We start from the raw sequence: 650 nt of genomic DNA, 5'->3' as shown, positions 1-650 counted from the left end.
CATCGTATTGGCCGTACCGGTCGTGCTGGTCGTAAAGGTGAGGCCATTCTGTTTGTCTCCCCTCGCGAAACACGTATGTTAAGTGCCATCGAGAAAGCCACGCGCCAGGTAATTACCAAAATGCAATTACCGAGCAGTGAAGATATTGCTGATCGCCGTGTTCTGCAATTCATGGAACAACTCAGTGAAACCATTGAGTCTCAGGAACTGGCTTATTTCGAAACCTTAATCAGTCAATATCAACAGGAACATAATGCCGACCCGATTGAAATCGCTGCCGCATTAGCCTTTTTGGTACAGAAAGACCGTCCGTTAAAACCGGTTAAACATGTTACACAACGACCAGCTCGTGAAGAACGCGAACGCGGACCACGTCAGGAACGTGGTGAACGTCCTGCCCGGGGCAGCCGTGAAGACCGTCCACCAAGAGAAAAACGGGCTCCACGTCCACATCCAAATGAGCCGGATATGGATACTTACCGTGTTGAAGTCGGTCGCGCCGACAAAATTGAACCACGGAATCTGGTAGGCGCAATTGCTAATGAGTCAGGTATCGAAAGTCAATTTATCGGCCGTATTACCATTAATGAGGATCATAGTCTGATTGACTTGCCACAAGGCATGCCAAAAGATATGTTCCAGCAAATACG

The 650-nt window shown here is 48.5% G+C and carries 1 protein-coding gene; it reads left to right on the top strand.

The window, feature by feature from the left end; translation table 11 throughout:
- On the top strand, positions 1–650 hold a 650-nt coding region (locus B3182_RS00290; protein WP_292751087.1), incomplete at both ends, for a DbpA RNA binding domain-containing protein.

Source organism: Methylophaga sp. UBA4204 (assembly GCF_002379485.1).
Classification (GTDB): domain Bacteria; phylum Pseudomonadota; class Gammaproteobacteria; order Nitrosococcales; family Methylophagaceae; genus Methylophaga.
Note: the sequence above shows the minus strand (reverse complement) of the source record. Positions and strands in the feature narration are given on the sequence as shown.